General features: G+C 70.9%; 23 protein-coding genes. 9 read left to right on the forward strand and 14 right to left on the reverse strand.

Annotated features, from left to right (window positions below; genetic code table 11):
• Positions 1-118: 118 nt before the first annotated feature.
• Positions 119-766 (forward strand): TetR family transcriptional regulator, encoded by a 648-nt coding sequence (locus AC2IPW_RS05160; RefSeq protein ID WP_003936476.1) that lies wholly within the window; start codon positions 119-121, stop codon positions 764-766.
• A 49-nt stretch (positions 767-815) separates the two neighbouring features.
• Here AC2IPW_RS05160 and AC2IPW_RS05165 read toward each other — a convergent pair whose 3' ends face one another.
• From AC2IPW_RS05165 to AC2IPW_RS05190, 6 genes are all read right to left on the reverse strand, one after another.
• Positions 816-1,640: a hypothetical protein gene (locus AC2IPW_RS05165; RefSeq protein ID WP_486376425.1), complete on the reverse strand. Its 825-nt coding sequence runs from the start codon at positions 1,638-1,640 to the stop codon at positions 816-818.
• Positions 1,641-1,852: 212 nt separating this feature from the next.
• Positions 1,853-1,990, reverse strand: a complete 138-nt coding sequence (locus AC2IPW_RS05170) for a methionine/alanine import family NSS transporter small subunit (protein WP_416062829.1) — start codon at positions 1,988-1,990, stop codon at positions 1,853-1,855.
• Positions 1,987-3,528 carry a sodium-dependent transporter gene (locus AC2IPW_RS05175; protein WP_416062830.1) on the reverse strand — a complete coding sequence of 514 codons (1,542 nt, stop codon included), beginning with the start codon at positions 3,526-3,528 and terminating at the stop codon, positions 1,987-1,989. Before AC2IPW_RS05175 ends, AC2IPW_RS05170 begins: the two co-directional genes overlap by 4 nt.
• A 98-nt stretch (positions 3,529-3,626) precedes the next feature.
• The gene (locus AC2IPW_RS05180) at positions 3,627-4,760 is read right to left on the reverse strand and encodes a lysylphosphatidylglycerol synthase transmembrane domain-containing protein (protein WP_486376973.1); all 1,134 of its coding nucleotides are present in this window, start codon (positions 4,758-4,760) and stop codon (positions 3,627-3,629) included.
• Positions 4,757-6,184 carry an HAD-IB family hydrolase gene (locus AC2IPW_RS05185; protein ID WP_003936472.1) on the reverse strand — a complete coding sequence of 476 codons (1,428 nt, stop codon included), beginning with the start codon at positions 6,182-6,184 and terminating at the stop codon, positions 4,757-4,759. The genes AC2IPW_RS05180 and AC2IPW_RS05185 overlap by 4 nt, the downstream gene beginning before the upstream one ends.
• Positions 6,181-8,532, reverse strand: coding sequence for a glycerol-3-phosphate 1-O-acyltransferase (locus tag AC2IPW_RS05190; protein ID WP_040782181.1), 2,352 nt, complete (start codon positions 8,530-8,532; stop codon positions 6,181-6,183). Before AC2IPW_RS05190 ends, AC2IPW_RS05185 begins: the two co-directional genes overlap by 4 nt.
• 186 nt (positions 8,533-8,718) lie before the next feature.
• Here AC2IPW_RS05190 and AC2IPW_RS05195 point away from each other — a divergent pair, with 186 nt between their 5' ends.
• A complete protein-coding gene (locus tag AC2IPW_RS05195; RefSeq protein WP_486376426.1) occupies positions 8,719-10,200 on the forward strand; it encodes a bifunctional aminoglycoside phosphotransferase/ATP-binding protein in 1,482 nt (493 codons plus the stop codon).
• Between the two features lie 52 nt (positions 10,201-10,252).
• Positions 10,253-10,978 carry a VIT1/CCC1 transporter family protein gene (locus AC2IPW_RS05200; RefSeq protein WP_486376427.1) on the forward strand — a complete coding sequence of 242 codons (726 nt, stop codon included), beginning with the start codon at positions 10,253-10,255 and terminating at the stop codon, positions 10,976-10,978.
• 38 nt (positions 10,979-11,016) lie between these two features.
• On the opposite strand, the gene AC2IPW_RS05205 is transcribed toward AC2IPW_RS05200, so the two are convergent.
• The 3 genes from AC2IPW_RS05205 to AC2IPW_RS05215 all read right to left on the reverse strand — a co-directional run bounded on the left by AC2IPW_RS05205 (position 11,017) and on the right by AC2IPW_RS05215 (position 14,580).
• Positions 11,017-11,910 carry a universal stress protein gene (locus AC2IPW_RS05205; protein WP_289378136.1) on the reverse strand — a complete coding sequence of 298 codons (894 nt, stop codon included), beginning with the start codon at positions 11,908-11,910 and terminating at the stop codon, positions 11,017-11,019.
• 51 nt (positions 11,911-11,961) lie between these two features.
• Positions 11,962-12,954: a zinc-binding alcohol dehydrogenase family protein gene (locus AC2IPW_RS05210; protein WP_054371205.1), complete on the reverse strand. Its 993-nt coding sequence runs from the start codon at positions 12,952-12,954 to the stop codon at positions 11,962-11,964.
• Between the two features lie 99 nt (positions 12,955-13,053).
• Entirely contained in the window at positions 13,054-14,580 is a 1,527-nt protein-coding gene (locus tag AC2IPW_RS05215) for a CYTH and CHAD domain-containing protein (RefSeq protein ID WP_289378138.1), read from the reverse strand.
• Positions 14,581-14,799: 219 nt separating this feature from the next.
• Here AC2IPW_RS05215 and AC2IPW_RS05220 point away from each other — a divergent pair, with 219 nt between their 5' ends.
• Positions 14,800-15,333 (forward strand): flavodoxin domain-containing protein, encoded by a 534-nt coding sequence (locus AC2IPW_RS05220; protein WP_289378139.1) that lies wholly within the window; start codon positions 14,800-14,802, stop codon positions 15,331-15,333.
• A complete protein-coding gene (locus tag AC2IPW_RS05225; protein WP_191902363.1) occupies positions 15,323-16,330 on the forward strand; it encodes an Acg family FMN-binding oxidoreductase in 1,008 nt (335 codons plus the stop codon). Before AC2IPW_RS05220 ends, AC2IPW_RS05225 begins: the two co-directional genes overlap by 11 nt.
• Positions 16,331-16,349: 19 nt before the next feature.
• Here the strand turns inward: AC2IPW_RS05225 and AC2IPW_RS05230 are convergent, their stop codons facing one another.
• Complete coding sequence (locus AC2IPW_RS05230; RefSeq protein ID WP_003936463.1) at positions 16,350-16,856, reverse strand: SRPBCC domain-containing protein; 507 nt, start codon at positions 16,854-16,856, stop codon at positions 16,350-16,352.
• A gap of 29 nt (positions 16,857-16,885) precedes the next feature.
• Positions 16,886-17,806, reverse strand: coding sequence for a pseudouridine synthase (locus AC2IPW_RS05235; protein WP_486376428.1), 921 nt, complete (start codon positions 17,804-17,806; stop codon positions 16,886-16,888).
• Positions 17,807-17,906: 100 nt separating this feature from the next.
• Here AC2IPW_RS05235 and AC2IPW_RS05240 point away from each other — a divergent pair, with 100 nt between their 5' ends.
• Positions 17,907-18,767: a universal stress protein gene (locus AC2IPW_RS05240; protein WP_486376429.1), complete on the forward strand. Its 861-nt coding sequence runs from the start codon at positions 17,907-17,909 to the stop codon at positions 18,765-18,767.
• Positions 18,768-18,770: 3 nt separating this feature from the next.
• On the opposite strand, the gene AC2IPW_RS05245 is transcribed toward AC2IPW_RS05240, so the two are convergent.
• Together AC2IPW_RS05245 and AC2IPW_RS05250 are read right to left on the reverse strand one after the other, a co-directional pair.
• On the reverse strand, positions 18,771-19,979 hold the full coding sequence (locus AC2IPW_RS05245; RefSeq protein ID WP_238586191.1) for a site-2 protease family protein: 1,209 nt from the start codon (positions 19,977-19,979) through the stop codon (positions 18,771-18,773).
• Positions 19,946-20,845 (reverse strand): universal stress protein, encoded by a 900-nt coding sequence (locus tag AC2IPW_RS05250; RefSeq protein WP_486376430.1) that lies wholly within the window; start codon positions 20,843-20,845, stop codon positions 19,946-19,948. Before AC2IPW_RS05250 ends, AC2IPW_RS05245 begins: the two co-directional genes overlap by 34 nt.
• 129 nt (positions 20,846-20,974) lie before the next feature.
• Between AC2IPW_RS05250 and AC2IPW_RS05255 the strand changes: the two genes are divergently transcribed.
• From AC2IPW_RS05255 to AC2IPW_RS05265, 3 genes are all read left to right on the forward strand, one after another.
• The gene (locus tag AC2IPW_RS05255; RefSeq protein WP_289378143.1) at positions 20,975-21,976 is read left to right on the forward strand and encodes an alpha/beta hydrolase; all 1,002 of its coding nucleotides are present in this window, start codon (positions 20,975-20,977) and stop codon (positions 21,974-21,976) included.
• Positions 21,969-22,847: an oxidoreductase gene (locus AC2IPW_RS05260; RefSeq protein ID WP_486376431.1), complete on the forward strand. Its 879-nt coding sequence runs from the start codon at positions 21,969-21,971 to the stop codon at positions 22,845-22,847. Before AC2IPW_RS05255 ends, AC2IPW_RS05260 begins: the two co-directional genes overlap by 8 nt.
• Positions 22,848-22,925: 78 nt before the next feature.
• Positions 22,926-23,795 carry an oxidoreductase gene (locus AC2IPW_RS05265; RefSeq protein ID WP_054371160.1) on the forward strand — a complete coding sequence of 290 codons (870 nt, stop codon included), beginning with the start codon at positions 22,926-22,928 and terminating at the stop codon, positions 23,793-23,795.
• A 10-nt stretch (positions 23,796-23,805) separates the two neighbouring features.
• Here AC2IPW_RS05265 and AC2IPW_RS05270 read toward each other — a convergent pair whose 3' ends face one another.
• On the reverse strand, positions 23,806-24,876 hold the full coding sequence (locus tag AC2IPW_RS05270; RefSeq protein WP_486376432.1) for a potassium channel family protein: 1,071 nt from the start codon (positions 24,874-24,876) through the stop codon (positions 23,806-23,808).
• Positions 24,877-24,888 lie beyond the last annotated feature (12 nt).

Raw genomic sequence — 24,888 nt, forward strand, 5'->3', positions numbered from 1 at the left:
GTTCTAGTGCGTGGTGGAACTCGTTCCAGACAGCTGTCCATTCTTTCCGGACGGGTCCGGGCGCCACGTGAAGGGGAGCGCACTACGCTGGCGGACAGGCGTACGAAAGGTGAAGGCGATGGCGGAGGCGAGCGCAGGATCGCGGTCCAAGGTGCGGTCCGCGTCGTTTCTGGGCGCGGACCTGAAGCCGGCCCAGCGTGCCCGCTACCTGAGGATCATCGAGACGGCGAAGGAGCTGGCCTCGGAGGGCGGTTACGACGCGGTCCAGATGCGCGCTGTCGCGGAGCGCTCGGGTGTGGCCCTGGGCACCGTGTACCGCTACTTCCCGTCCAAGAACCACCTGCTGGTGGTGGCGATGGTGCTGCTGTTCGAAGACCTGAGCAACAGGTTCGGCGAGACCGAGATCCCCGGCGACTCGGCTCACGAGCGGATCATGTCCGTCCTGCACGGTTACATCGGCCGGCTCGAGAGCGACCACAACCTCTACGACGCGCTCGTGCGGGCGGCAATGTTCGCGGACGCGTCGTCCTCGGCCGAACTCGACCGGCTCGGAGCGATCATCACCGGGATGTACGCCCGCGCGGCGGGGGTCGAGGTGGTCAGCGAGCAGCTGCTCAACGCGGTGCATGTGATCGCCGATGTGTGGATGTCGAACCTGGTGAGCTGGGCGGCCGGGCGAGCCACCGCGGACCAGGTGATGGCACACATGGACAGCGTGGTCCGGCTCGTGTTCGACCGGCTGGAGAAGCTGCAGGCGATCGGCTGACGCGATCGCCTGCGTCCGGGGCGTGCACGCACGCCCCGGACGCGACGGATCAGGCCGAGACCTCCACGATGCCCACGGTCGGCAGGAAGAAGCACGACGTCTCGCCGTTCTGCACCGTGCCGAACACCGCGGCCAGGACGGTTCCCGAGCCGGTGGCGACCGGTGCCGCGCGGACCCCACCGAGCGGGATCGCGCCGGCGAAGAAGTTCTGCACCGCGGTGGCGACGAGGGGCTTGGCGAACTCGGGCACGCCGCCGGGGACGGCGAGCGCCGCGGCCTCGGCGATGGTGCCCATGGGCACGAACCCGCCCTGGAAGGTGTTGACGTTGAACCACGCGACCTGCATGCCGGTGGTGTTCTCGCCGTCCTTCTCCACGCCCATGGGCACGAAGGCGAACAGGGTCTCCCCGGGGTCGACGGCGTTCACAGGCCCGACCATCGGGATGTTCAGGTTCGGCCACGGGCCGGGAGCGGCCCCGGCGACGGCGGGGGCGATGCCGAGCGGCAGGCTGCCGCCCTCGGTGCAGAAGGGCGCGCCGGTGGGGTAGAGGAACGGTTCGATGCCCAGGCCGCGCAGGAACTCCACCGCGTCCTCGTAGGCGGAGAGCGGCGAGCCCTCGGCGACGTCGGTGGCGCCCCCGCGCGCGGAGCCGATGGCCTCGGCCGCGGCGACGGCGACGGTGTCGGCGCCCGGCTGGGCCCGGAGCGTCTCGAGGGCGCCGACGAGCGGATCGGGTGCCGGCGCAGCAGCGACGACGGGGTCCGCGGGGGGTTCGGCGGCCGCGACGGCGGGCAGCGCCAGAGCAGCGGCCACGGTGAGGGAGGCTGCGGCGGTGAGCCGGCGCAGCCCGCGCCGGGTGGTCCTGGTGGTCATGCTTCGCTCCTGTACGTGGTCGGAACCGGAACACCGTCCGCCCCGGAGTCGTGCGACGGCTCCGGGGCGGAGACCCGCGAGTCACGTGTTACGTGTGTGACTCATGGTGTTGGTGGGATCAAGCAGACCACAGGAAGAACAGACCGGCCAGTCCGGCGCGGCGTGGTGTTATGCAAACGAAACGAGTCGTGTCCGGTTCGAGACCGGACATTTCAGTCGTGTGGGCGTTCGGCCGCCGCCAGCCCCGAGGTCTCGTCCGGATTCCGGCGCAGATGCATCAGGCTGGCGGCGAGACCGCCCCACACCAACCCGAGTGCGACGACCATCATCGCGATCGCAGATCCACTCACAGTCTTTCTCCCGCTTCTGTCGATTCGGTGTGCGCCAGCTCGGCGTCCGTCAAGCCCCACGGGGCGAACGACAGCCCCACCGCGATCACGATCACGAGGATCTGCACACCCCACCCGAAGGTGGTGACGAGCGCGTCGGGCAGGTCGTTGTAGCCCTCGTCGATCCGGTCCACGATCTCGCTGATCAGCATGTACCCGAGCACGACCGGGGTGAGGACGCCGGCGAAGATCCGCCAGAGCAGGCCGACCTTGAACGACGACACCGAGTTCAGGTGATCCTGCAGCTCGGGCAGCCGGCGCAGGCCCCATGCGAGCACGACGAGCGTGGCGAGCGCGACGCCGACGATGCCGAACTGGTTGGCGAAGCGGTCGACGACGTCGAGGGTGTTCAGACCGGTGGTGGTCGGGAACAGCAGCAGCGACGTGATCGTCGCGACGCCACCGACGAGCAGGACCGCCGGCACGCGGGTGAGGCCGGTCTTGTCCTCGACCGCCGACACGCACACCTGGATGATGCTGATCAGCGACGTGAAGCCCGCGAAGACGAGCGAGCCGAAGAACAGCAGGCCGAACAACGAACCGCCGGGCATCTGCGAGACGATCGTGGGGAACGCGATGAAGGCCAGCCCGATCCCGCCGCTCACCACCTCGTCCACCGCCACACCCTGCGCCTGCGCCATGAAGCCCAGCGCCGAGAACACCCCGATGCCGGCGAGGATCTCGAAGCTCGAGTTGGAGAAGCCGACGACGAGACCGGAGCCCGTGAGGTTGGTCCGGTGCTTGAGGTACGACGAGTAGGTGACCATGATGCCGAAGGCGACGGACAGCGAGAAGAAGATCTGCGCGTACGCGGCGATCCACACCCCGGTGTCCGTGAGCGCCGACCAGTCGGGCCGGAAGAATGCGTCGAGACCGGTGGCGGCGCCGTCGAGGGTCAGGGCCCGCACCACCATGCCGGCGAACAGCACCAGCAGCAGCGGTACGAAGAACCGGTTTGCCGCACCGATGCCGCGCTGCACCCCCAGCGCCAGGATGACGAGCACCACGAGCCAGATCCCGAGCAGCGGCCACGCCACGCCCGGGACGAAGTCGAGGCCGAACGTGGCGTCGGCGTCCATCTGCAGGAAGTCCTGCAGGAAGAAGGCCTCGGCGTCGTCACCCCACGCCCGGGTCGCCGAGAAGAACGTGTAGCGCAGCGCCCACGCGATGATCACCGCGTAGTAGACGCCGATGACGAAGCAGATGCCCACCTGCCACCAGCCCAGGCTCTCGGTCGCGCGCTTGAGGCGGTGGAACGCCAGCGGCGGCGACCCGCGGAACTTGTGCCCGATCGCGTAGTCGACGAACAGCAATGGAATACCTGCGGTCAGCAGGGCCACCAGATACGGCACGATGAATGCGCCGCCGCCGTTCTCGTACGCGATGTACGGAAAGCGCCAGATGTTGCCCAGTCCGACCGCCGAGCCGATGGCGGCGAGGATGAACACCGACCGGCCGGACCAGACCTCTCTCTTGCGCACCGCTGCGTCCTCAGTCACTGACGTACCTTTCCTCGGTTTCAGACTGTCGACGCTAGCGCCCGCGGGCCTGCTCCGTGGGTGATCCGGGCGGACGGCCGCGGCGTGTCGGAGCGGGCTCAGTCCTGCCACAGTTTGTCGAGTTCCGGGCCCGGTTCCTCGTCCGGCGGGGCGCCGCGGTAGCGCAGGGCGAAGATCACCCAGCCGATGGCGGCGATCATCAGGAAGCTCACGAGCCGGTACACGACGACCGCGGACAGGGCCTGCGCGCCGGTCATTCCGCTGGCCGTCAGCGCGGGCACGAGAACGGCGTCCATCACGCCGAGCCCGGCCGGCAGGAGTGGGATCGCGCGGCTGGCGGCGGTACCCGCGGCGTATGCGACGGCGATGCCGGCCAAGCTGGGCTTGCCGCCGATCGCGTATGCGGCGAAAGCGAGGCACGCGCCGTCGCACAGCCAGTTGAACAGCGACCAGCCGAACGCCCGGGCGGCGTGAGCGCGGTCGAGCTGCACCGCCCGCAACTGGGCCACGATTCGCTTCCACGCCCGGGTGCCGGCGTGGGCGGGTTTCTTGCGTAGGCGGTTCACCCCGCGCAGCGCGATGACGCCGATCGACTCGAACGCGTCGGGCCTGCTGGCCGCGTACTGCACGAGCACGACGAACGCCGCGAACCCCCCGAGGGAGAAGACGAGCGAGAACGGGTTGGTGGTGGCGCCCACGAGCAGCGCGCCCACGAGGCCGAGCAGTGCCAGGCCCGCCGCCTGCAACAGACCGGCCATCACGAGCTGCCAGGTGGAGACGACGGGGCTGGCGCCCCACTTGCGCACCTGCCGGTACGTGAAGGTGGTGGCCACCACCGGGCCGCCCGGCAGGGTCACGCTCATCGAGTTCGCGGCGTACGCCACCGACAGGGACTGGCGCTGCGTCACCGTCACCCCGGCCGCGGACAGCAGGGTGCGCTGCACCCGCGCGAAGCTCGACATCTCGGTCAGTGCCGCCAGGACGGCCGCACCGACCCACCACCAGTGCAGGTCCGAGAGGTTGCCGACGCTGGTCTTCAGCTCCGGCCAGACGAGGACGACCTCGACGGTGAGGACGACGACGAGCACGAATCCGAGCGGCCACTTGAGGTGCCGCCGCCGGGTCGGCGACATTCCGCCGTTGCCGTTGCCGTTGCCGTTGCCGTTGCCGTGGCCCGAGGTGCGGTCGTGCTCTCCCACGGACGCGTCCCCGTTCTCGCCCGCATCGGTCATACGGGCCAATTCGCCAGCGTCTTCCGGTACAGGTCCTCCACCTCCGCGACCCGCGCACCGAGCTCGTCGAGCGTCCAGTCGCTGACGTCGATGGGATCGAGAACCACCACGTCGACGGTTCCGGGCCGCAGCACCGTGGAGTGCTTCCACAGCACCTCCCCGGCGTTGCGGATCACCACCGGCACGATCGGTACGCCCGCCTGCATGGCGATGTGGAACGCGCCCTTCTTGAACCGGCCGATCTCCGGGGTCAGTGACCGGGTGCCCTCCGGCGCGATGATCACCGAGGTGCCCTCGCGCAGTGTGTCGACCACCGGACCGAGTGCCGCCTTCGCCTGCTCGGTGTTGGCCCGGTCCACGAACGCGGCCCCGACGAAGCGGAGCACCAGACCGAACAGCGGGTCGCTGGCCATCTCCTTCTTCGTGACGCCGGTGAAGCTGTGCCGCAGCACCCGCGCCATGATCACCGGATCGAGCTGGCTCTGGTGGTTGAAGATGAAGACCGCGGGACGCTGGGCCCAGGCGTTGGCCTCGTTCCGGATGTCCACGTCGATCCCGGCGAGGGCCAGCGGGACCTCACCGGCCAGGGTGGCGATCGAGTCCAGCGCCACCTTCTTGTTGCGGTTGAGCAGGCCGAGGCCGACACCGGTCCACACCGAGCCGAACAGTCCGCCGTACGCGGCGAGGGTGCGGACCACCTCCTTGGTACCCGGAGTTCCGCGCGGCTTGAATCGCAGGATCGGCCACCCCAGTTCGGTGGCGGTCCGCTCGAGATTCCGGTCCGGGTTGGTCGGCGTCGGATTGCCCATCGTGGCGAGGAAGTCGGCGTCCTCGCCCCCGTTGGAATACGTGTAGCTCTGCTCGCGATCGATGCTGTTCGCCTCCGCGAAGGCCAGGACGGCCTGCGCTTTGCCGCTGCGCCACAACGACTTCCCGTCCACGCGCCCTGTGAGTACCCCGTCGCGCACCTCGAGCGGACTGAACAGGACGTGCTCGACGCCGAGCGCATCCGCCGTCGCCTGGATCTGGTAGCGCGACGCCGAGGACGCGATCACCACGGTGTGCCCCGCCGCCTGGTGCGCCCGGATCAGCTGCCACGCCTCGGGGTAGATGTGGCCGGCGATCGTGGACGCGAACAACCGGCGCCCGATCTCGTACAGTTCTTCCTCGGTGTGCCCGCCCCACGCTTTGAATGCCACCGCGACGAACCGCTCGAAGTCCGCCTCGGTGTCGTGGCCGCGCAAACCGTTGAGCATGGTGGCGGCGAGTTCGGCGGCGCCGACCTTCCCGGCGAGCAACCGGTCGCGGAAGAAGTGCAGACCGGAGAAGCCGTGGACGATCGTGCCGTCGAAATCGAAGAATGCCGCGATCTCCGGGCCCTTCGGCCCGGTTCGCACCCGCTCGAGCGCTTCCTCGAGGATCACCGCTCCGCCTTTCTGTTGGATACGTCGAGAGACTCGGCGAGCCGGACCCGCTCACCGACCGCCAGCAGCTGCGCCGCGAACTCCTCCCGTCCCTGCCGGATCTCGTCGCCCCCACGTTCCAGCAGCCCGCGGTTTGCGGCAAGCTGCAGCGCCGTCGTGAACAGTTCGGACGAGACCGATTCGGGCCCGAACAGCCGGCCCTGCAGCAGCATCTGCCGGCCGACCGCGACGCACTCGTCCAGGAACGTCTTGCGGTCGACCTGCAGGGCCGGGTCGCGCCGGGCGAGCCGTTCGGCGACGACGAGCTGCGCGTCGAAGAAGGACCGCAGCGCGCGGTGCGCCATGAAGAACCCGGTTTCGAGCAGGGCGGCCAGCGCCAGCTCCACGTCCGGCAGGGCGTCGCGCCAGGAGGGCATCAGCAGGGCGAGCTCGTCGCGCATGTCGGCCTCGAACTTGTCCCGGTCGGGGAAGAAGAACTCGAACTTGAGCAGGTCGCGCACCGCCTTGGCCTCCTCCCACGCCGCCCGCACCGGGTCGAGGCCCGGATTGGCATGCGCGTGGAGGACGGCCAGCTCCATCAGGGCGCGGTTGACGAACCAGTGCACGCCGCTGTTGCGGTAGAACGCGGCGACCAGGTGTTGCCCGGGCTGGATCGAGTAGACCGGCTCGTCCCCACCGGCGTACGTGGTGACCACGCCGGCATCGCTCAGCGCGGATAGGACGCTCTCCAGGCCGCCCTCGATGTCGAGGACGCCGAGTTCGCCCTGCGGTATCCCGCGGGCGTCGATGTACCGGCGTACCGGCGCAATCACCGCGCGCACCTCGTCCAGGGTCAGCGCCCGGTCCCGGACGCCGAGCAGAGCGAGAGTGACCAGGCAGTTCACGGTGACCGGGGTGTGGCAGTTGATGCCCACGGCCACCTCGAACGCAACCTTCTGCAGCGCCTTGCGGCTGCGCTCGGTGTGTTCGGCCTCGTCTGCGGCGGGTTCCCCGGACAGGTCGGGGTCCCCGCTCGCGGTGAGCTGTGAGCGCATCGACAGGGGTTCCCCGAACCGCACGTACACGTTGCCCGCGCGGCGGCGCTGGTTGCGCGCGTACTTCGCCAGCCAGGTCAGGCCCTCGGGCTTCTTCTGGGCGCCGGTCTGTTCGGCGGCGACGGCCGCGACCTCGGCGAGCCCCTCGTAGGTGATGGACACCGGCACGAGCATCGCGTCCTCGACTCGGCCGCCCCGGATCGCGTTGGCGACGTAGTTGAGCAGGCCGTAGCGGGGCGAGCGGAGTTTGCCGGTGCGGGTGCGGCCCCCCTCGAAGTACCACTCCAGGTTGAACCGCTTCGTCAGCAGATACGCGAAGTACTCCTCCAGCGCCGCCTTGTAGACGGCGTCGTCACCGAAGCTGCGACGGATGAAGACGGTGCCGGTCCGCCGGGCGATCGGACCGATCGGCCAGAACGTCAGGTTGGCGCCACCCATCAGGTGGTTGCGCGGGAAGTCGTTCCGGGCCAGCACGTCGCCGAGCACGAAGGCGTCCGCGTAGGACCGGTGCGACGGCAGGAACACCAGCGGGTAGCGCCGGTTGAGTTCGCGCAGGCTGCGCAGCCCGGTCTCGTCGGCGCGCACCGTCCACGCGGCGGAGTGCAGGGGGCGCATCATTTCGGTGAACAGGTCCGTCACCAGCCGGGACTGGACCGCGACGAGTTCTCCGAGGGCGGAGGTCGCGCGGATACGGACCTCCTCGGGCGCGATGTTGTGCTCGGTGCTGATCGCGTCGAGCCGGCGCCGGAACGACGCCGAGTCCATGATCTGCTCGGCCACCAGCTTCGGCACCTTGTACCGGTCGCCGATGACGGCCCGCTCGGCGCGATCGAGACCGACCACCGCGCGGTGGGTCACGAACCGGGCGAACGACTCGGGTGCCGGATCGCCGTCCTCGGCGAGGTGCCGGGCCCGCAACTCGCTCAGCCGCGCCGGCTCGGCGAGGACGATCCGGAACCGATCGGGGGAACGCCCGACAAGCCACTTCTGCAGGAACCGGTTCGGATTGCGCGGGTTGGTCAGCGCCACGATGTCGGAGAGCCGGACCCGTCGCTCGCCGTCGCGGGCCTCCGGCAACCACACCACTCCCACGGGCAGCACCAGGGGATCGTCGTCCCGGCCGACGAGATCCTGCGCGAGGCGACCCGGGTCGAGTTCCATCTCCTCGACCGGTCCGTCGGCTCGGTACTCCGCCGGCACCTCGGCCGACCGCAGCCAGTTCGAGATCAGCCTGCGCTCGATCGGCGTCGTCGTCTCGGCGACGACCACCGTCGATCGTCTCCCGGATTCCGAGCCCCGCCCGTTCGTGCCCATGTCACCCCATCTCCGGATCGCCCGAGTGAAACGTACCGCGTATCCGCCGCGCGTTCCGGCGCAACCACAGGAGAGACCTCGGCACCGAGAGACCTTCGGCACTTCTGCCGGCGCGCGATCCGGTCCACCCTGAGGCAAGGTGGGCAACGTACCGAAGTTCGACAGGCTTCATCGGGGAGGAACTCCGTGACCGGCACCGACCGATCCGAACCGGCGTACGCGGCGATCCGGGAGACCCACACCTCCGTGGTGTTCTTCGTCGGGGGCCGCGTGCACAAGCTCAAGAAGCCGCTCGATCTCGGGTTCCTCGACAACCGGACCCGGCAGGCGCGGGAGCGGGCCTGCCACCGTGAGGTCGAACTCAACCGGCGTCTCGCCCCCGACGTCTACCTCGGCGTCGCCGACGTGCACGGGCCCGACGGACTGGTGTGTGAGCACCTTGTCGAGATGCGCCGGTTGCCCGACGACCGTCGCCTCGCCGCCCTGGTGCAGCGCGGCGAACCCGTCGCCGCGGTCGTCACCGCCGTCGCGCGGCAGGTCGCCGCCCTGCACGCCGCGTCGCCGCGCGATCCGGCGATCGACCGGTGTGCCACGGCGCAGTTCCTCGACGGACTGTGGCGGGAGAGCCTGGATCACCTCGACCGGCTGCCCGTCGGGGCGGAGGCGGAGGACCTGCTCACCGCCATCCGGGACATGGCCGGCCGCTATCTCGCCGGCCGCGAGCGGCTGCTCGACGAGCGGATCGCCGCCGGGCGCGCCGTCGACGGGCACGGGGATCTGCTCGCCGACGACATCTTCTGCCTCGACGACGGCCCCCGGATCATCGACTGTCTCGAGTTCGACGACCGGTTGCGCTACGGCGACGCCGCCCTCGACATCGCCTTCCTTGCGATGGATCTCGAGCGGCTCGGCGGCGAGGCGGCGGCGCGGCAACTGCTGCCCGCCTACGCCGAGTTCTCCGCCGACGCGTTCCCGTCGTCGCTGATGCACCACTACATCGCGTACCGTGCCGTGGTCCGGGCGAAGGTCGCCGCGCTGCGGCACGAGCAGGGCGACGAGCACTCCCGCGGCAGCGCCCTCGCGCTGCTGGACCAGACCCGGCGCAACCTCGACCGGGGCCGCGTCCGGCTCGTCGTCGTCGGCGGTCTGTCCGCCACCGGCAAGACGACCGTGGCACACCTCGCGGGACAGCACCTGGGCGCGACTGTGCTGCGCAGCGATGTGATCCGCAAGGAATTGGCCGGCCTCGCCCCGACCGCCGACGCCACCGCCGCCGTCGGCGCCGGCCTCTACAGCGCCGCCCACACCGACGAGACCTACGACGAGCTGCTGCGCCGCGCCGCCGTCGCACTCGGTCACGGCGAGTCGGTCGTGCTGGACGCGACATGGCTCACTGAGGCCCGGCGGGAGGCGGCGCGAGCGGTCGCGGCCGCGACGACCGTCGACCTCGTCGAGATCGAGTGCCGAGCGGACCCCGCGGTGCTGGTCCGCCGCATCGTGGCCCGGCGGGAGCGGGGCGGCGACGCGTCGGATGCCACACCCGCGGTCCTGGACGACCAGCTCCACGTGCGCGACGAATGGCCCACGGCGCGCGTCGTGGACACGAGCGGGGACGTCCTCCCCGACCAGGCGTGGCTCGAACGGGAACTCGGCCCGGCGCCGTGGTGAGGACAGGCTCGCATTGCTACCGCAACGGGTGGAATCGCCCTAGCCTGAGGGCATGTCGACCGATCCCTCGCTCAGTCACGCCGACGTCGAACCGCATTCCGGCGGCATCTCGGCGAAACTGAACTGGTTGCGCGCCGGTGTGATGGGCGCGAACGACGGCATCGTCTCCACGGCCGGTCTCGTCGTCGGTGTGGCTGCCGCCACCACCGACGAATCGGCCATTCTCACAGCGGGTTTCGCCGGGCTCGCGGCGGGTGCGGTGTCGATGGCCCTGGGGGAGTACGTGTCGGTCAGCGCGCAGCGGGACACCGAGCGGGCGCTGCTGCACAAGGAACGTCGCGAACTCGAGGAGATGCCGGACGCCGAGCTCGAGGAGCTGACCGCACTGCTCGAAGGCAAGGGGATGTCGCGGCCGACGGCACGCACCGCGGCGAAGGAGATGACCGAGCGTGACGCGCTGTCCGCGCACGCCGAGGTCGAACTCGGTATCGACCCCGGGGCGCTGGCGAATCCGTGGGCCGCGGCGTTCTCGTCGGCGGTCGCGTTCACCGTCGGCGCACTCGTGCCGCTGCTCGTGATCGTGCTGCCGCCGGCGGACCTGCGGGTTCCGGTCACCTTCGTGTCGGTGCTCGTGGCGCTGGCCCTGACGGGGTCGGTCAGTGCATGGCTCGGTGGGGCGCGGCGCGGGCGGGCGATGTCCCGCGTGGTGATCGGTGGTGCGCTCGCGATGATCGTGACGTACGCGGTGGGTCTGGCGTTCGGGACCGCGACGGCCTGAGCCGGTGCCGCCTCGCGAAGCGCGGCACCGGACGGTCGTCACTTCTTGCGGCTGATCATGATCGGGCAGGGTGCGTTGTGCAGCAGATTCTGGCTCACCGACCCGAGCAGCGCCCCGGTGAACTGGCTGCGACCGTGGCTGCCCACCACAACGAGCTGCGCGTCCTCGAGCTGCCGCAGGATCACCTTGGCGACGGGACCCCGGTCCACGACGCGGCGGACCTCCACGTCGGGGAATTTCTCGTGCCAGCCGGCGAGAGTCTCGGCGAGGACCGCGGATTCGGACTCGCCCACCGCCTCCCAGTCCACCAGCGTCGCGACCGTGCCGACGCCGAGTGCCGCGTCGCCGATCCACGAGTGCACCGCGACCAGCGGTACACCGAACAGGGCGGCGTACTCGAAGGCGTGCCCGACCGCCGCCGTCGACAGCTCACTGCCGTCGACGCCGACGACGATGGGGCGGGAGTCCGGCAGCGGACGTTCGTTGTCGCCGCGCCACACCACCACCGGGCACGGGGCGTGATTGGCCACGCGCAGCACGGTCGAGCCGAGCAGGAAGTTCTCCACGGCGTTGGCGCCGGTGGCGCCCATCACCACGAGCCGGGCGTCCTCGGCGGCCTCGAGCAGGGAGTTGGCGGCGGGACCCGGCCCCATGAAGCCCTTCACCTCGAGATCCGGATGGTCGGAGCGGATCACGTCGGTGACGTTCGACAGGATCGCCTCGCCGTCCTCGCGGAGCTGGTCGACCATCTGCGACTGGATGAGCACCGCGGCCTCGCTGTAGAAGATCCCTTCACTGGGCAGTGAGTGCACCAGGTGCAGGGGCGCTCGCAGACGCGCGGCGAGGGCGGCCGCCCACCGGGCCGCACTCGTGGCGACGGCGGAACCGTCCACACCCGCTACGACGGCATTCCGGTTGGCAATTGTGCTCATTCGTTCTCCTTCTCGGTGCGTTCTCCGCGCTCGGGGCGCGTGTCGAGTGTTTCACGGAACCAGGACCGCCGCGCCGCCGAAACGGCCCGCGGACAGGTCCTCGAGCGCGTGATCGGCCCGGTCGAGCCCGTACGCGGTGGTGGTGACGTGCAGGTGGTGTTCGTTCGCGAAGCCGAGGAACTCGTGAGCGTCGGAGCGGGTGTTGGCCGTGACGCTGCGCACCTGCCGTTCGCGGAACAGATGCTGCTGATAGTTCAGCGGCGGCACGTCGCTGAGGTGGATGCCGGCGACGGCGAGCGTGCCGCCGGCGTCCAGCGCGGCGAGCGCGGTGGGCACCAGTTCCCCGGCGGGGGCGAACAGGATCGCCGAATTCAGGGGCTCGGGCGGCGCGTCGTACGCGCCTTGTGCCGAGGCCGCGCCGAGGTCCAGAGCGAGCCGACGGGCGGTCTCGCCACGGGTCATGACGTGCACGCGGGCGCCCCGGGCGAGGGCGACCTGCGCGGCGAGATGGGCGCTGCCGCCGAAGCCGTACAGACCGAGCACGCCGCCGTCCGGGACCTCGGCACGCAGTAGTGCCCGATAACCGATGATGCCGGCGCACAGCAGCGGGGCGAGTTCCGCGTCCGAATAGCCGGACGGCAGGGGAAGGGCGAAAGCTGCAGGTACGGTGGCATATTCGGCATATCCGCCGTCCTCGTCCCAGCCCGTGTAGGTGGAATGCGGGCACAGGTTCTCGTCCCCGCGCAGGCAGTACCGGCACCGGCCGCACGTACTGCGCAGCCACGGAATGCCCACCCGGTCACCGATCCGATGCGTGCCGACGTCGCCGCCGACGACCTCGCCGACGACCTCGTGGCCGGGGACGACGTGCGGCCGGTGCACCGGCAGATCTCCCTCGCTCACGTGCAGGTCGGTCCGGCACACCCCGCAGGCGAGGACACGCACCAGCAGTTCCCCGGACGCCGGTTCGGGTATCGGTTCCCGGACCGGCCGCAGCGGATGTTCCGCCGCGGGCCGCGGCCGGTCGACACGCCACGCTCGCATCTGTCCGGGGGTCACGGGTGTCTCCTTCCGTCGTCCGGGCTCAGCATGCCTCTTCCCGATGGTGGTCGGCCAGGGGAGAAGGACCCGGACGGGAGGGGGTCACTTCCACAGCGGCTTCGCTGCTCGGCGCGCCCGCTTCCACGCGCGTTCGAGCTGCGCGACCTGCTCTTCCCCGGATTCGAGCTCGCGCTGGTAGACGATCCCGAGGCCGAAGCTGGACTCGGCGGTGTGGTCCTGCTCGGACACCATGTCGAGCAGGTGCTCGCGCGCGACCACCGAGTCCTGGAACTCACCGAGCAGGTCCTGGAAGTCGTCGAAGTGATCGAGGGCGCGTTCGGCGCGCTTGCGGTGCAGCGGCCGCAGCACCTCGATGGCGTAGCGCATCCGCTTGGCGCCCTTGCGGGCCCGGTGGACGAGTTCGTCCCGTTCGGCGTGCGTGGCTGCCTCCCCGGCATGGCGCACCCGGCGCGAGACCTTCTTCGCGAGCCGCGCCAGCGCACGGTCGAGGTCCTTCGGGCGAACCTGCCGTCGCTCTCGGCCGGGGCCGGACCCGACCGTCCCCGCCGCGAGGCCGTCGATCAGCGCGTCGAGCGCCTCCAGCAGGGCCGCGTAGCGGTCCGAGTCGAGGGCGGCGACGGCCTCGAGCCGGGCCGCGTCCGACCGGGCGGAGAAGTACTCGTCGACTCGGGCGCGGATGGCCTCACGCTGCGCCACCACCGGCACCTCCTCGATCCGGCCCACGATGCGTTCCCACTGCACCTCCAGGTCCCGTGAAGGACTGAGTTTCCTTCCCGTCCAACGTAGTTCTTCGACCAGGCCGTCGTCGATCGCGAACGTTCCCGCATACGTCTGCAGGGCGCTGCGGATCCGGCGCAGGGCCTTGCGCATGCTGTGGACGGCGTCCGGGGCGTCCCGTCGTACGCCGATCTCGGCGAGCTCGAGGGTGCGCAGCTCGCCGCGCAGGTAGTCGCGCAGGTGCCCGGCCGGACCGGGAACCTGCTCCTCGGCCGGCAGCAGATCGGCCAGCGCCCGATGCAACTTGGACGGACTGGGGGCCCGCTCGATTCCGGCTGCGGTCAGCCGCTCCTCGACGGCGTCGAGCAACTCGGTTCCGCCCGACGCGAGCTCGACCTCGATCTCGCGCCATCGCTGCGGTTCGCTGCCCTCCTCCCGCGTCGCGGTGACGTCGTCGACGACGATTTCCGCGAGGCCCCGTCCCTCCTCGTCGATCAGGCGGTGGCGCCACCGCTGCGTGTCCAGCACGGCCGCGAGTACGACGGGACGCGCACGGCGCACTCCGCGCAACAGGGCGAGCAATTCGGCCGGGGGCCGGTCGGTGTCGTCGCCCAGCGGGAAGCGCACCTCCGTCCTGGTGTCCGTGCCGGCGGGGAGTTTCGTGTGCCAGCCGGCGTCGTGCCCTCCCTCACGGCGGCGCAGGGTGATCCCGGCGCGCAGCAATCGCAGGTCGCCGGTGTCGTAGTACCGCGCGGACAGCTGCTGCAGTTCGGGTTCGGGGTGACCGTCGACGCCGGGCAGACCCGACAGGTCCGGCAACTGCTGCCCGTCCCCGGCCGTGTACTTGCGTTCCGATTCCTGAACCGCGTCGATCCTGGGTGGCATGGCCATGCGATTCGACTCCTGTTCCGGCAGGTGCCCTGGGTGTCCTCCGCGCGTCGGCGGCGTCCGTCAGACCACTCTGCCACCCGGTCGACCCCCTGCGCCTGTCGTCGACGATTGCCGCAGCGCCGCACGTCGCCGCGGGGGTGTGTGCGCGGGTCCTTCGACTCTGGCCGACCGCGTGCCCGGCGGGCGATCATCGAATAACCTGGGCCGGGGAGGACGCAGATGAGGATTTTGGTCACGGCGGCGAGCAGACACGGCTCGACCACGGAGATCGCCACGGCTCTCGCGGCCGCCCTGCGCGACAAGGGGGCGCGCGTCGACGTCGTCGCCCCCGAGCAGGTCGACGCCGTGGACGGCTACGACGCGGTGGTCCTCGGCAGTGCCGTCTACCTCGGGCACTGGCTGCACCCCGCGAAGTCTTTCGTCGACCGGCACGCCGCCGCCCTCCGCGAGCGCGCGGTCTTCCTGTTCTCCTCGGGCCCGATCGGCGACCAGGACCGGCCCGTGAACAGGCCGTACGATGCCTCCCACGCGTCGGAACGCACCGGCGCGCGGGAGCACCGGATGTTCGCCGGGAAGCTGGATCCGGAGGTCCTCGGCGCCGGCGAACGCGTGGTCGCCCGCATGACCGGAGGGCGCACAGGGGACTTCCGGGACTGGGACGCGATCGGAACCTGGGCTGCGCAGATCGTCGAGTCCGTGGAGCGGCAGGCGGTCGAATCGAGCGGCTGGGGGAGAGACAGCGATGGTTACTGAGATCCGCCCGGACGCCGCGACGATCCGCGATGCGGTCGAGTCGGCGTGCCGGGCGCCGTCTCTGCACAACAGCCAGCCGTGGCGCTGGGAGTGGACGGGCGGACGACTCGAACTGTATGCCGTGGCCGAGCGGATGCTCGGCCACACCGATCCCAGTGGCCGGCAGCTGGTCCTCGGTTGCGGGGCGGCGCTGCACCACGCCCGCGTGGCGCTGTCCGCCGCGTCGTGGATCCCCACGGTGACCCGGCTTCCGGACCCGTCGCGGCCGGACCTGCTGGCCGTGCTCGACTTCGACCGGCCGCACACGGTCGACGCCCGTGACGCGGCCCTCGCCCTCGCGATCGAGGCCCGGCACACCGACCGGCGGCCGTTCGCGGCGCCCACGACCCTGCGCGAGAGCCTGGTGGACCTGGAGAACGCCGCCCGGCGGGAGGGCGCATCGCTGTCGATCCTCGACGCCGGGGCTCGTTCGGACCTCGCCCGGGCGTCGGAGCTGAGTGCGGCGATCCGCGAAGGCGACGACGCCTACCGGCAGGAGCTGGCCTGGTGGACCGGACGCGCGGATCCCGGCGACACCGGCGTTCCGGCATCCGCGCTGCTCGACGAGGAGGCCGCCGGGGACGTCGACGTTGCGCGCCGATTCCCCACGGGCGCAGGGAGTTTGGACACGGTGCAGCCGAAGGTGGACGCGTCGGCGCTGGCGGTGCTCAGCACCCGGAGCGACGAGCGGATCGACTGGCTGCGAGCCGGGGAGGCGATGTCTGCGGTGCTGCTCGAAGCCACCGCGGCACACCTGGCGACGTGCCCGCTCACCCACGTGACGGAAATCGAGGCCAGCCGGGGCATCGTGCGCACGGCGACGGCACGGACCGGGGAGGTCGCAGGATTCCCCCAGGTGGTGATCCGGCTGGGGGCGCGCAGCGCCCGCGGGCTGCCCACCACGTCGCGGCGTCCGGTCGACGAGGTCTTCGTCGACCGGAGCGGAGGGGACGGATAGTCCCGGCCGGACGGGTGGGTCAGTCGGACGGGTTGCGGTACATCTCGGCGAGTTCCCGGGCGCGATCTCCCGGCGACCAGTCCACGTCGCGACCTTCCAGCTGGGCTTCGAGGACCTCGAATCCGGCGTGCCAGTCGGCACCGTGTGCGTAGGCCGAGTCCTCGTCCTCGACGGTGTGCGTGAGCGTCAGCCAGCAGCCGCCGGAACCGTCCGGTACCAGCTCCCAGTGCAGCACCTCGGCGTCCCACATGTATTCGAGGATGCGTCCGGGGTGCACGGCGATGACGGTGCCCGTGGCGGTGTGGTCGGCGGGCAGCCCGAGGCGCTCGGCCTGCTGCTCGGTGGCATGGAAGACGAGTTGGGCACCGGGGGTCAGATCCAGCTCCACTCGGGCCGGGAACCAGGCGCGCAGGTACTCGGGGTCGGTGATGACCCGCCATACGCGGTCCGGGGGATGGGCGAAGGCATGCTGGAAGCGCAGGGCGACGCGGCCGTCGTAGGTGCGCGAAACGATGCCGTTATCCATGGGGTCCTCCAAGACGTGAGCCCGCGCGATCAGCGGGGTCCTGGTGTGCTGTGCCTCCATGCTGCCAGGTTTCGTGCGCTGACGAAGCGGGTCCGTCGACCTGTGTACGGATCGTCGAACTCCACCGCGCGGGCCAGCAGCTGCAGTGGACTCGAATAGTCTTGGGGCGCAACATCGTATGCGGTCGGATAGAGGTTGTCGCCGAGGATCGGCAGACCGAGGGAATTCATGTGGACGCGCAGCTGGTGCGTCTTGCCGGTGCGTGGCAGCAGGCGGTAACGGCCCAGCCCGGCGTCCGTTCCGAGCAGTTCGACCCGGCTGAGAGCATTGATCTCGCCCGGCACCTCGCGCGCCTGCAGCACACCCCGTTCCTTGACGATCCGGCTGCGCACCTCCCGCGGAAACCGCATACCGGGCGCATGCCGGGCCACGGCCTCGTACTCCTTGTCCACCCGCCGGGCGTCGAAGAGCGACTGGTAGGCCCGGCGGGCGCCGGCGTGGACGGTGAACACCAGCACGCCCGCCGTCAGCCTGTCGAGCCGGTGCGCCGGACTCAGTTCCGGCAGGTCGAGTTCGCGGCGCAACCGCACCAGTGCGGTCTCGGCCACCCACGACCCGCGCGGCGTCGTGGCCAGGAAGTGCGGCTTGTCCACCACCAGGAGGTGCTCGTCACGGTGCAGCACGTCGATCTCGAACGGCACTCGCTCCTCGACCGGCGGATCGCGGTACAGGTACACGAATCGGCCCGCTGCGTACGGGGTGTCTTCGGTGATCGTCGTGCCCGCACCGTCGACGACCTCACCGGCTGCGATCTTCTCGCGCACGCGGGCGACGTCCGCGGGGAACCGCGCCGACAGGAACTCCGCCACCGTCGCCCAGGAGCCGCCGTCGGGCAGGCGCAGGCGGGTCGGATTCAGGCCGTCGCGGACGGGTAGCGGAGCGCGGCGCACCCCCGCACGGTAACTGTTTCCGTCAACCGTCCGCGCAGCGGCCGGGGTATGGCGACACTGGTGTCGGAACAACCGGGTGGGACGAGACGAGGAGCGGGCAATGGACGATGCGCCGATCGTGGTCGGTATCGACGGATCGGCGCCCGCGCGCGCCGCGCTGCAGTGGGCGGCCGCCGAGGCCGCCGCCACGGACGTGCCGCTGCTGCTCGTCTCGAGCGCGAACGCCGGTGGGATCGGCGCCTCGTCGCCGTTCGTCGACGAACTGCGTTTCACGGCCCGACGTAACCTGGCCTCCGCCACCGAGTCCGTGCAGCGGGAGCACCCGGACCTGTCCGTCCGCACCGAACAGTCGAGCCTGGTGGCCGCGCAGGCGCTGCTCGGGCACTCCAGCCGGGCGCGGATGCTCGTCCTCGGCCGGCGTGGGCTCGGCGAATTCACCGGCGGTCTGGTCGGATCGGTGACCTCGGCGGTGGTCGCGCATGCGCGCTGCCCCGTCGCGGTGATCCCGGGCCCCGACGAGGCCGGACGCGGGGCGAACGGTCCCGTCGTGGTCGGCGTCGACGGTTCGCGGGCGAGCCTGCACGCCCTCGACGTCGCTTTCGAGGCCGCCGACCGCTACGGGGTGCCGCTGGTGGCGGTGCACGCCTGGTCGGATCGTGACCTCGTCGACGTCGTGGCCGGCACGCCCGGAGCGACGTGGGACGACGTCGGCCGGCAGGAGAGCGTCGTGCTCGCCGAGTCCCTCGCCGGGCGCGCGCAGGACTATCCGAACGTCGAGGTGGAACGGGTCGTGGTGCGGGACCGGCCCGTGCGCCACCTGCTCGAGCGGGCGGAGAACGCCCGATTGCTGGTCGTCGGCAGCCGCGGCCGCGGCGGCTTCGAGGGCATGCTGCTCGGCTCGACCAGCCGGGCACTGCTGCACACGACGCCGTGCCCGCTGCTCGTCGTCCGGCGCAGTTAGCGACTACTCCGGCCGGGTCTGCTCGTCCGGCGGGGGAGTGCGACGGATGGGCAGGCCGAGAGCGCTGCGATCGCAGGCCCGCACCAGGTCGGTCGCCGTGACGATGCCGACGAGGCGGTCTCCCGACACGACGGCCACGAGGTCGAGCCCCGGCCGCAGCAGCACCCGGCTCGCGACCTCGGCGAGCGAGGCGTCGGCCGGTACGCGCGCCGACGCGGGCAGCGGCCGGGCCCGGTCCGCGACGGTGACCACCGTGCGTTCGCCCTCGGGGACGGGCGTCAGGTCGGACAGCGACACCACGCCGGTGGGCCGGTTCGCGTCGTCGACCACGGGGAACACCCGGTGGTGCGTACCGCGGGCCGCGACGGCGAGGAGCTGCGCCACGCTCGCACGCCCCGGCGCGGTCACCGGCGACGCCGTCATGACGTCACCCACCCGGGTGTCGCCGAGCTGGTGCCTCAGCGAGGCGTTCGCCAGCTCGGCGTTGGCTGCGGTCCGCAGGAACCACCCGAGCAGCATCATCCACAGGCCGCCCGCGCTGCCGAGGGCGAGTGTCTCGGCGGCGCCGAGCAGGATCAGCGCCAGCCCCACCGCACGGCCGGAGCGTGCGGCGCCGCTCGCGGCGGCGAGCCGGTCGCCGGTGCGGCGCCACAACACCGCCCGCACGACGCGCCCACCGTCCAGCGGCGCACCGGGCAGCAGGTTGAACACGGCGAGCACCAGGTTGGTCGCGCCGAGCCAGCCGATCGTCGCGGTCACCAGCGCCGGGACGGGCGGACCGAGGAACGAGGCCGCCGCCAGCGCCACGACGCCGATCACGACGCTCGTGAGCGGTCCGGCCAGCGCGATCCGCAGATCGGCCTTCGGGTTCGGCGGTTCGTCGCGCAGTTCGGACACCCCGCCGAGCAGCCACAGGGTGATGCCGTCCACTCCGACTCCGTAGCGGCCGGCCACCACCGAGTGCGCGAGCTCGTGGGCGAGCAGCGATACCAGCAGGCCCAGGGCCGCGGCGACGCCCGCGATCCAGAACTGTGTGGCGCTCGGACCGCTGATCCGCGCGGGCAGGATCGTCGCGGCCAGCAGCCACGACAGCAGCCCGAGGGTCGCGAGCAGCGACCAGTGGGCTCGGATCTCTATCCCCGCGACCCGGCCGAGCCGGACCGATCCGCGCAGCATCGTCAGACCCCCGGTCGGCAGATCATGGTCGGGCACGGCGCGTGGTGCAGCAGCGCCTGACTGGTCGAGCCAAGGAGCAGGCCGCCGAGCAGGCCCCGGCCGTGGCTGCCGACGACGCTCAGCTGAGCCTGTTCCGCCAGTCTCAGCAGCAGGTGCCGGGCGCCGATCTGCTCGACGATCTCGGTGACCGGCACGTCCGGGTACCGTTCCCGCTGCCCGGCGAGACATTCGGACAGCAACGCCGTCTCCTCGACCTCGACGACCGCCCAGTCGATCAGTTCCAGCGCCGCGGTGCGGTTCGCGACCTCGCCGGCGCCCCACGCGTGGGCGGCGAGGACGCCCACCCCGAGCGCCGCCGCCAGGTCGAACGCAGCGGTGACCAGTGGGCCGGCGTCCGCGCTGCCGTCGATGCCGACCAGCACCGGCCGGCGGTCCGTGCCCGGTTCGGGTGCCGGATCGCCCCGCCAGAGGACGACTGGACACGTGGACCGGTGGGCGACGCGCAGCGCGATGGAACCGGTGAGCAGCGACCCGAGCGCACCCGTGCCGGTGGCGCCGAGCACCAGTATCCGGCTGCGGTCGCCGTGTTCGAGCAGCGCCAGATCGGGCGGGCCCGGATGGACGGTTGTGACCACCTCGAGATGCGGGTGCTGCCGGCGCAGCTCGGCCGCGGTGTCGTCGAGCAGTTCGCGACCCGACTCGGCGAGGCGCTGGGTGTATTGGGCTCGCGCGCGCAGCGCGGCGTCACTGAAATAGTTCCGGGGGCCGGGCAGCGCGTGGACGAGCTGGAGGTCGGTGCCGAGCCGTTCGGCGACGGCCGCGGCCCAGGTGGCGGCGTGTTTCGCGGCGTCCGAGCCGTCGATTCCGACCGTGACGGGCGGCTTGCCGAGGTCGCTGCTCATTGCGCCTGCCTTTCGGTTCGGCTTTGCTCCATAACGATTATGTGCAAGCCTCGTACGGGCCGACGTGGACCTCTACCGTGTTGTTGCGTAACTGTCGGGGCCCCAGTTGTTGTTGATACAGATGTGCTGATGGAGCCTGGTGTGACTAATACTTCCAGAACCAAGGCCGGACCTCGGGGGGTTCGGACCCTCGTCCGATTCCTGATCGCGGCGCTGGTGCTACCGCTCGCCGTGGCCTTCGCCGGCGCAGGAACCGCGTCGGCGGACCCGTACTCCCGCCTGCGGGAGCACTGGGTGCCCGCGCCCGGCGGTGTCGGCCAGATCAAGGTCCGCATCTGGCTGGCGAACAACGGCAGCAACAAGGCCATGTACCTGCTCGACGGTCTGCGCGCCACCAACGACGTGAGCGGGTGGGAGCACGAGACGAACGCCGCGTGGCTGTCCGACCACGGCGTCAATGTCGTGATGCCGGTGGGCGGTCAGTCCAGCTTCTACACGGACTGGTATGCGCCGAGCAACCTCAACGGTCAGCGCTACACCTACAAGTGGGAGTCCTTCCTCACCGAGAATCTGCCGGACTTCCTTGCCGGCACGTACGGCATCGACCGGTCCAGCAACGCCGTCGTGGGCCTGTCGATGGGCGGCAACGCGGCGCTGATCCTCGCGGCCTATCACCGGGACCAGTTCCGGTTCGCCGGCTCCATGTCCGGTTACCTGAACCTGTCCGCGCCGGGCATGCGTGAGGCGATCCGCCTGGCGATGCTCGACTCCGGTGGTTACAACGCAGACTCGATGTGGGGCCCGCCGTGGAACTCGGCGTGGCTGCGCAACGATCCGTTCGTCGCCGCGCCCAGCATGCGGGGGCTGCCGATGTGGATCTCCGCGGGCAGCGGCCTGCCCGGCCAGCACGATCGGCCGAACTCCGCGATCGGCGTGTTCAACACGGGCAACGCGATGGGACTCGAGGCGCTCGCCCTGGCACAGAACCGCGCGTTCCAGGTGCGGTTGGCGACGTTGGGCATCAACTCCGCCCACTTCGACTTCCCGGCCGCCGGTACCCACACGTGGGGCTACTGGCAGGACCAGCTGTGGGCGATGCTGCCCATGATGAAGTCCTCCATCGGTGCCTGAACGGTTCTCCCCGCCGGCACCGGGCGCCCTGCAGGGCCGCACCTTCGTGGTGACCGGGGCGAACAGTGGCCTCGGTGAGGCCACTGCCCGGGCGCTCGGCGCCGCCGGTGCCGACGTGGTGCTCGCGTGCCGGAACGTCGCCCGGGGTGAGGCGGTCGCGGCGGAGATCGGTTCCCGCGCGCAGGTGCGACGGCTCGATCTCGCCGACCTGGCGTCGGTGCGGGAGTTCGCGGCGGGCATCGAAACCGTCGACGTGCTCGTCAACAACGCGGGCGTGATGGCCGTGCCGCTGAGCCGCACGGCGGACGGTTTCGAGATGCAGATGGGCACCAACCACCTCGGGCACTTCGCGCTGACCGGACTGCTGCTCGATCGGCTCACCGATCGGGTGGTGACGGTCTCGAGCGTGAGTCACCGGTTCGGCCGCATCCACCTCGACGACCTGAACTGGGAGCGCCGGCGGCACTACAGCCGTTCCCTGGCGTACGCGGAGTCCAAGCTGGCGAACCTGATGTTCAGCCTCGAACTCGGCCGGCGGCTGGCGGCCGCCGGCTCGCCGCTGCGGGCCGTGGCCGCGCACCCGGGCTACGCGGCCACCGAGGTCGGCACGCACACCGGGACGTGGTTCGACCAGTTGTTCCGACTCGGGAAGAAGGTGCTCGAACGCACCGCGGCCGAGGGCGCCGAATCCGTGGTGGTGGCCGCCACCGATCCGGACGTGACCGGCGGTTACATCGGCCCGGACCGCTTCTTCGAGTTGTACGGGCCACCGACCGTGGCCGCCTACAGCCGGCAAGCCGCGGATCCGGAGGCGGCCCAGCGGCTGTGGGAGCTGTCGGAGCAGCTCACGGGCGTGCGGTTCGACCTGTAGCGAACGGCGCCGGCCGGGGCACCGCTCCGGGGCGCGGTTTCTTCCCCCGCATGCTCCGCTCACCGTAGGGTGGCCGACATGACGGCTTGGACCACACGCGACATCCCGAAGCAGGACGGCCGCACCTTCGTGGTGACCGGGGCGAACAGCGGGCTGGGCGCGGTGGCCGCCCGCGCCCTCGGGGCGGCGGGAGCGCGGGTGGTGCTGGCGTGCCGGAACGTGGCAGCAGGCGAAGCCGTCGCCCGGGAGATCGGGACCGCCGCGCAGGTCCGGCGCCTCGATCTGGCCGACCTGGCATCGGTGCGTGAATTCGCCGCGGGTGTCGACGAGGTCGATGTGCTGGTCAACAACGCCGGTGTGATGGCGGTGCCGCTGCGTCGTACTGCCGACGGATTCGAGATGCAGATCGGAACCAACCATCTCGGCCACTTCGCCCTCACCGACCTGCTCCTCGAACGCGTCACCGACCGGGTGGTGACGATGTCGAGCATCATGCACCGGATCGGTCGCATCGATCTCGAGGACCTGAACTGGGAGTACCGCCGCTACGACCGGTGGCTGGCGTACGGGCAGTCGAAACTGGCCAACCTGCTGTTCACCCAGGAGCTGCAGCGCAGGCTTGCCGAGCGGCAGTCCCCGGTCGTGGCGGTGGCCGCCCACCCGGGGTACTCGTCGACGAACCTGCAGTCGCACACCGAGTCGATCCAGGACCTGTTCCTGGGCGTGGCGAACAGGCTGGTGGGGCAGTCCGCCCAGACCGGCGCGCTACCGCTGCTGTATGCCGCCACCGCGCCCGGCGTCGAGCCCGGCGGGTACTACGGTCCGGGCGGACTGTTCGAGATGCGGGGGAGTCCCGAGCGTGTCGAGTCCAATTCGCGCTCGCACGACGAGGCCGTAGCCCGTGGACTCTGGGAGTTGTCGGCGAAGCTGTGCGCGCCGGCCGGATAGCGGCAGCGAGTCAGTCCGAGACGCGCCGGATGTAGAGCAGCCGGTCGCCGGTTACGACCGTCTCCACCTCGGGGGACCCGACCCGCAGCAGGCGGCCGTTGCGTTCGACGCCCAGGACGATATCCGGCAGGTGCCGCGGTGAGCCGCCGACCTCGTCGGCTTCGACTTCGCGTTCGGCGATTGCGAAGCCTTCCTCCGGAGTGAGCAGATCCTCGATCATCTCCACGACATTCGGGGTGAGCGTGGCGGCTCCGAGCAGCCGGCCCGCGGTTTCGGAGGAGATGACCACGGTGTCGGCGCCGGACTGACGGAGCAGGTGCGTGTTCTCCGACTCGCGGATGGCCACGACGATCTTGGCCGTGGGGGCAAGTTCGCGAGCGGTGAGGGTGACGAGCACCGCGGCGTCGTCGCGGTTGGCGGCGACGACGATCGAGTCGCAGTGCGGCACCCCGGCCAGGCGCAGCACATCGGACTTGGTCGCCGAGCCCTGCACGGTGACCAGGCCCCGGCCGTTGGCGGCGTCGAGCACCACCGGGTCGGTGTCCACGACGACGATGTCCGAGGGCGCGGCGCCGTCGCCGAGCATGGCATCGACTGCGGTGCGGCCCTTGGTGCCGTAACCGACGACCACAGTGTGGCTGCGCACCCGGTGTCTCCAGCGTTGGATGCGGAAGGTCTGGCGGGAACTTTCGGTCAGGGCGGAGAGGGTGGTGCCGACCAGGACGATCAGGAAGAAGATCCGCAGCGGGGTGATGACCAGGACGTTGACCAGGCGGGCCTGGGGTGTGAGGGGAGTGATGTCGCCGTAGCCGGTGGTCGAGAGCGACACCGTCGCGTAGTAGATGCAGTCCAGCAGCGACAGCTCGTTGTCCTGGGTGTCGGAGTAGCCGTCGCGGTCCAGGTAGACGACGAGCACCACCAGCGCCAGGGCGATCAGGGCGTATCCGATCCGGCGCACGATCGCGCGGCCCGGACTGGTCTGCAACTGCGGCACCCGCAGGATGCCCACCAGTGCGAAATCGGGTCGCTCGGTCAAGTTGTCGGAACGGCTGAATCGCGCCCGGAGTGTGCTACCGGGCACGGCCGGCGCCGT

The sequence above is a fragment of the Rhodococcus sp. NS-SX18 genome (assembly GCF_057367935.1).